7 protein-coding genes are annotated in these 6,132 nt (G+C 53.3%); 2 read left to right on the top strand and 5 right to left on the bottom strand.

What is annotated here, in order from left to right:
* Positions 1-480: hypothetical protein (locus tag AC16KF_RS04100; RefSeq protein WP_484036026.1), on the top strand; the 480-nt coding region annotated here is incomplete at its 5' end.
* A 19-nt stretch (positions 481-499) separates the two neighbouring features.
* Entirely contained in the window at positions 500-1,033 is a 534-nt protein-coding gene (locus AC16KF_RS04095; protein WP_484036025.1) for a hypothetical protein, read from the top strand.
* 471 nt (positions 1,034-1,504) lie between these two features.
* Here AC16KF_RS04095 and rsmG read toward each other — a convergent pair whose 3' ends face one another.
* The 5 genes from rsmG to AC16KF_RS04070 form a co-directional block, all read right to left on the bottom strand.
* Positions 1,505-2,215, bottom strand: a complete 711-nt coding sequence (gene rsmG / locus AC16KF_RS04090; RefSeq protein WP_484036024.1) for a 16S rRNA (guanine(527)-N(7))-methyltransferase RsmG — start codon at positions 2,213-2,215, stop codon at positions 1,505-1,507.
* Between the two features lie 120 nt (positions 2,216-2,335).
* Positions 2,336-3,322 carry a DUF4349 domain-containing protein gene (locus AC16KF_RS04085; RefSeq protein WP_484036023.1) on the bottom strand — a complete coding sequence of 329 codons (987 nt, stop codon included), beginning with the start codon at positions 3,320-3,322 and terminating at the stop codon, positions 2,336-2,338.
* A 123-nt stretch (positions 3,323-3,445) separates the two neighbouring features.
* A complete protein-coding gene (locus AC16KF_RS04080) occupies positions 3,446-4,177 on the bottom strand; it encodes a metallophosphoesterase family protein (RefSeq protein WP_484036022.1) in 732 nt (243 codons plus the stop codon).
* 1 nt (position 4,178) lies between these two features.
* Complete coding sequence (coaBC, locus tag AC16KF_RS04075; RefSeq protein ID WP_484036021.1) at positions 4,179-5,393, bottom strand: bifunctional phosphopantothenoylcysteine decarboxylase/phosphopantothenate--cysteine ligase CoaBC; 1,215 nt, start codon at positions 5,391-5,393, stop codon at positions 4,179-4,181.
* A 126-nt stretch (positions 5,394-5,519) separates the two neighbouring features.
* A complete protein-coding gene (locus AC16KF_RS04070; protein ID WP_484036020.1) occupies positions 5,520-6,074 on the bottom strand; it encodes a YbhB/YbcL family Raf kinase inhibitor-like protein in 555 nt (184 codons plus the stop codon).
* Positions 6,075-6,132: the final 58 nt, after the last annotated feature.

The following is a 6,132-nucleotide window of genomic DNA, read 5'->3' as shown; positions in this document are numbered from 1 at the left end:
CCCTTGGCGCAACGGTATCTGGAAGAGGGCAGAAGAGTTACGCTACTGCCAACTTCCCGAAATTACACAAATGTAGATGGAAGCCCCGCAAGATTTAGCGTCCCCGCTCAAAAAATTTTTATTTCTGGTGAAACGCCAATCGTCTTTCGAACTGTTCAGGAATTGGATGAAAACATGGTTGTTGTTTCTGGAAGATCTGATGGCAACAGATGGATGTTTTCTCGTAGTTTTGAACAGTCTCCAGAGGGGGCTCTATTTATTAATTACTTTGATGCTGGTTCCGACGCAAGTTTAGCCTCCTCAAATGACTCTAATTTGATTCTTGCGAGAAGATTGGCATTGTCATTTCATTTAATTTTTGGGAGAGCTGAGAGACCCAACACAATTGGTGTAGAAGATACAGTTACTGTATCATTTATCTTTAACGGCGTAGGATTACTTCCAAAAAAACCACTCATTATCTATTCACACTCTCGTTAATTTTGTGCTACTATGAATTGTGGGAAAATATATAGCCATAACTCTTGTAATTCTTCTTGTGTTTTTTGCAGGGCTTTTTGGCTATATGTACTTTCAAGGAGCAAGTAGCGCTACTCCAAAAATCAAAAATGCCCAAGTGGAAATAGAAAATAAAGATAATCTGAGACTGCTTTTGAGTGACCTTGGCTGGTATAAAGCAAACACGCTTACCATGCTCTCGGGAATTACCATTCAGTCAAGCGAAGTAACTGGAATTGAGGTAGTTTATTCCAATTTCAAACAACCATTTTTACAGCAAGGGGATGGGAAAGGTAATGTATTTGCCTCAGTTGACACTGAAATTGTGAATGATAAGCTGGTTTTTACCGTTCATGTTGATCCCAAGAGACTAACTGAAGCACGGGATAGGAATTGGTGGATAGATAGTCAGGTAATTCGCGCTCTACATAAAATGCTAAACCCGAACACGACCGATGAAATGCTCATTGAAAAAGACAGGCAAATGTTTGATAAATATAAGGGAAAGATTGATCTTTGGCACATAAAATTCTAAAGGCATGAAAAAATTGATTTCACTTTTTTTGATATTGAATGGTTTTATATTTGCAAAAGATGTATATGCACAGGTGGGGTGTTGTACAGGCACTGTAACAACTGGAGAGGTTTATTGCCCATCAGGTGGTAATGATAAAACAAATTGGTATTGCACGAATACCAGTACTGCTTATGGCTGTGGGGGGTTGGATTACTCAACCTGCGTTAATACTAGACCCGATCCAACAAGCGCGATCAGTTGCGGACAATCGGGAGTAACTTGCACAGGCTGTGGATGGTCGACAACGGCATGTAGCGGTGGGGGAGGCATAGGCGAGCCGTGCTCAAACGACTCCGACTGCTCTTCGGGAAGGTGCAGCGCCCAACGGGGAATCTGTGTCGACGCGGGAGGCTTTATCTGCCCGGAAGACCCCCCTTTCGTATCTTTCCTCTTTCACCTTTCTTTGAGTAGAGGAAAGATCGCGCTTAATTACAACGCCTGTTTCGCGGGCATCCCCGCTTTGCGCGGATATTTCTCCGGCGTCGCCGCGACCTTGTCCACCAGCACGAGATAACGATCATCTTCAACATCTGGTAAATTCACGGGGATCAACTCTCTTAATTCACCACCCAACAACTTCATCGCCTTTTTCGCGGACTTCGCTTCGGCGCGCGCGGTTTCGCCTTTTTGCGCGAGCATCGTCCCGTTCACTTTGACCAGCGGCAAAAGATATTCGCTCAACACGTTGAGGTTCGCCACCGCGCGCGCCACTGCCCAGTCGTATGCCTCGCGGTGATTTTTGTTGTGTCCCAGATCTTCCGCGCGGGCTTGGATGACACTCACTTCACTCAATCCCAGCGTGCCGACGATGTGCTGGCAAAACATCGCCTTCTTGCCCACCGAATCGACGACGGTCAATTTCAAATTGGGGTAGAGGATTTTCAGCGCAAGCCCGGGGAACCCCGCGCCAGTCCCCACGTCGATGAGCGAGGCGGGCGGATTCGCATTCCACGCCAACACGCACGAGAACGAATCCAAAAAATGTTTCGTGCGGATGGATTCCGAATCGCGGATGGCGGTCAGGTTGAATTTCTGGTTCCACTCCAGCAATTCTTTTTCATACGTGATCAACGACATCACCTGCCTGCCTGTGATGTGAACGTTGAACAACTCCTGCGCCGCGCGGACGAGTTTTTCCATGGGTGGGATTATACCTGTTGAAAACCTTTCCTCTTTCTTCTTTCCTTTGCGATGAAAGAGGAAAGAAGAAAGACCGCCAAATATGACGGTCTTTCGTGTTTGCTTGCTTGCAGAAGAGCCTTACTTCTTCACTTCCTCTTTCACTTCCACAGCCGCTTTCGCTTTGGCGAACCTGCGATACAACTTTCGTCCGCCGAGGAACAGAAGGTACAGCGGGATGGCAACCAGAACCAGCGCGGGAAGCGTGTATAACACGAAGCGGATCAGGAACTGGATGAAACCCTGCGTGAAGTAGATCAAGTCCTGAATGGCGTCGTTGGCTGTGCCTTCCAGTTTCCAGCCGCCGATCTCCACCGGTTGGACGGTCTCTTCGGCGATCAAGCGGATGCTGACCGCGGAGAGCGCAACCGACTCATCGTAGTATTTGATCTGCCCTTTCAGCACCTCGATCTCGCTTTGGATGATCTGCAATTGGGTATAGACCGCCAACACATCCTCGGTCTCATCGGCGGCGTCGAGGATCTCCAGCAGTTTCTTCTCGGCGGCTTGTTTGGCTTTGAGTTGCGACTGCAAATCCACGTAGATGTTGGTCACATCTTCGCCGGTGCGGTTCTCGAAGTTCACCTCCACCGCGCCTTCTTTGATGGCTTTGAGCGCGTCATCGAGTTTCTCCTGCGGCACGCGGATGGTGATCGAGGCTTCCGGCGCTTCCACGCTGTTGGGTCCGTAATAGGTGGTGTACAGGTTCGACGAAACCACGAATCCGCCCATTTCTTTTGCCAGGGCTTCGATCTCGCTCATGCGCGTTTTCGGGTCGGCGACCACAATGGCAAGGTCCGCGTTCTGGATGACCATGCGCTCTTGAGACTGGGTGATGAGCGAGGTTTGCGCCTGGTCGCTGAGCGGTTGAATCGGCGCGCTGGCAAGTTCTTCCGGCGCGGGTGGCGCAAACACATCGGGCGCTCCGCCCCCGCCGTACCCGGGAAGCGCGTAGTTTATGGTGCTATACGTCCTTCCTACTTGCAGGCCGAATATATTCATCAGCAACGAACCGACGAGGACAAAAGCAAGCGCTACCGATAGAATGATCAAAATTGGGCGTTTCATGTTTTCTTCTCCTTGATCGAGCAAAGTGATTTCACTCTACAGACGACTCACCTCTTGTAATGTTCCACTCCCACCAACCATTTTCCACTTTCTAGTCTCTGCCTGCAATTCTCTAATGACGAATTACCACCCCTCCACCAACCTCACCGCATGTTTCTCCGGTAACTTCACGGCGCGGATACGTTTTTGCACCGCGGAAATATCATATTTTACCCGGCGCGGCTCCCACTTTTTTTCTTCCGTGTCATAGATGGCATACGCGGCGCGCGGATCGCGGTCGCGCGGCTGACCGACCGAGCCGGGATTCATGATCAGCCGCGGAGTGAGCGTCATCGCCTCGTTCACTTTCAGCGATTCGAGCGTCACGCGGTCGTTTTCCGGATGCAGGCGGAACATGCACTGCAAATGCGAATGACCCACCATGCACCAGGGCGTGGTGAAATGCCCAAAGTTCAAGCGCGCCGAAAGCGCGTTCAAAATATATTCCCAGACCGAATCGCGCGGGCTTCCATGCACGAGGCTGGCATCCCCTTTCACGGTCAGGTTCGACGGCAGGGAAAGCAGGAAATCCATGTTTTCCTTCGTCAATACTTTTTCGTGATACTCAAGCGCGCGTCGCGCGTCGCCGTTGAACGATTCAAAGGGGATCTTACCGATCGCCGCCACATCATGGTTGCCGAGCAGGCACGTGAGGTTGGGCAAACCGCGCACCTTTTCCACCACCTCGTTCGGGTCGGGACCATAGCCCACCAGGTCGCCGAGACACCACGTTTCATCCACCACGCCGGCGTCAGCCAACACCGTCTCGAGGGCGGTAAAGTTTGCGTGAATATCCGAGATCACCAGGACGCGCATATCACCCCAGCAATCCCGCAACCCGCTCGATCAAAATCTCAGCCGCGTCTGTTTTACTCATCAAAGCTAATGATTCCTCGCGTCCGTCTGCAAACAATAAAGTAATACGATTGGTTTCCACGGCAAACCCGGCGTCGCCCGCCGAAATATCGTTTGCCGCGATCATATCCAAGCCTTTGGATTTTAACTTATTTGACGCGTTTTCCAACAGGTCGCGCGACTCGGCCGCGAAGCCGACCACCACCTGCGGGCGCGTCTTTCCGCCATTGTGGCTGGATACGGCTTTCAGGATGTCGTCCGTCGCCTCGAGTTCGATCTGCGGCGCGCCGCCTTCCTTTTTGATCTTGTCTTTTGCCGAGGTTTTCGGGCGGAAGTCTGCCACTGCCGCCGCCATGATGAGCGCGTGGCTCCCGGCTGATTCTTGCAGAACGGCATCGAGCATTTGCCGCGCCGTCTGCGTCTGTATGACGCGCGCGCCCACGGGAGGTTTCAACGCGCTGGGCGCGGTGATCAAGGTGACTTGCGCGCCGGCGTCGACTGCGGCTTGGGCTATGGCATAGCCTTGTTTGCCGGAGGAGTGATTCGTCAGCACGCGGACCGGGTCGAGCGGCTCTTGAGTCCCGCCGGCGGTGACGATCACGTTCCGCTGGGCGAGCCGGCCGTCCCGTCCGAGAAGGAGGCGGATGTGTCCGATGAGTTCGTTTGTCTCCGGGAGTCGCCCTTTGCCGGTGAGTCCCGAGGCGAGGTGTCCCTCCGCCGGTTCGATGATGCGCGCGCCGCGTTTGCGAAGGGTATCCAAATTCTCTTGTGTGGCGGGGTGATCGTACATGCCGCCATCCATCGCGGGGGCAAGGAGGAGCGGACTGTTCGATGCCAAGGCTGTGACGGTGAGGAGCGAATCCGCCTGACCGCGCGCGAGTTTGGCGAGCGTGTTCGCGGTGCATGGCGCGATGACGAGCAGGTCGGCGGTGTGACCCAAGCCGACGTGGAGCACATGCGCTTCGTCGCCCCATAGATCAGCATCGGCGTAGGCGCGACGACCGGTGACCGATTGAAACGTGAGCGGCGCAATAAATTTTTGCGCGGCTTCGGTGAGGATCACATCCACCTGCGCGCCGGCTTGGGCGAGTTTGGATGCGAGGTCGGCGGCTTTATAGGCGGCGATGGAGCCGGTGACGCCGAGAAGGATACGTTTGTTGGAAAAGACAGACATCATCAAGATTATACATCCACGAAAAAAGCGACGCGGGGAGGTGCATCGCTTTTATCATGAATTATTCGCAGATGGGGCAAGCCCGCAATGGCTCATGGGTACGGCTATCGCGATTGGTTTTCCGATTCGCTATTTGCTGAATGTGCCGACCAGTTCGCCTTGCGCCAGGATATGACCTTCCATCGCTTTGAGCAGTTCGCCTTTGTTTGCGCCGGGGAGCAAGCCCAGCATTTCGTCGAGCGCATAGAGCTTGAAGAAGTAACGATGCGTTCCGCCTGGCGGGCATGGTCCTCCGTAGCCGATATCGCCCCACGAATTTTTACCGGTAAATGGATTCCCCTGTCCTTCGGGAACATTCTTGCCAGTGATCGCCAGGTCTTCGGGCAAACCGCGCGCATCGGCGGGAATATTGTATAACACCCAATGTACCCAGCCGCCGGGCGCGTCGGGGTCGTCCATGAGGAGCGCGAAGGATTGCGCGCCAGCGGGCGGTTCGCTCCACGCGAGGGCGGGTGAAATATCTCTGCCGTTGCACGAATATTTCACCGGGATGGAGCCGCCATTGGCGAACGCGTCGCTGGTGAGTGTGAGTTGGTTCGGCACAACAGCCTCCGTTGCCGCCGCCGGAGATGAGCAGGCGGCAGTCAAAATAATCATCGTAAAAAATAGCGGGTAATTTCGCATGATGACAAGTATATCCTCTGTGTCGTCCGTTTTTAAAATCCACCCCTATTTCGCCGAC

Source organism: Candidatus Defluviilinea gracilis (assembly GCF_057138825.1).
Note: the sequence above shows the minus strand (reverse complement) of the source record. Positions and strands in the feature narration are given on the sequence as shown.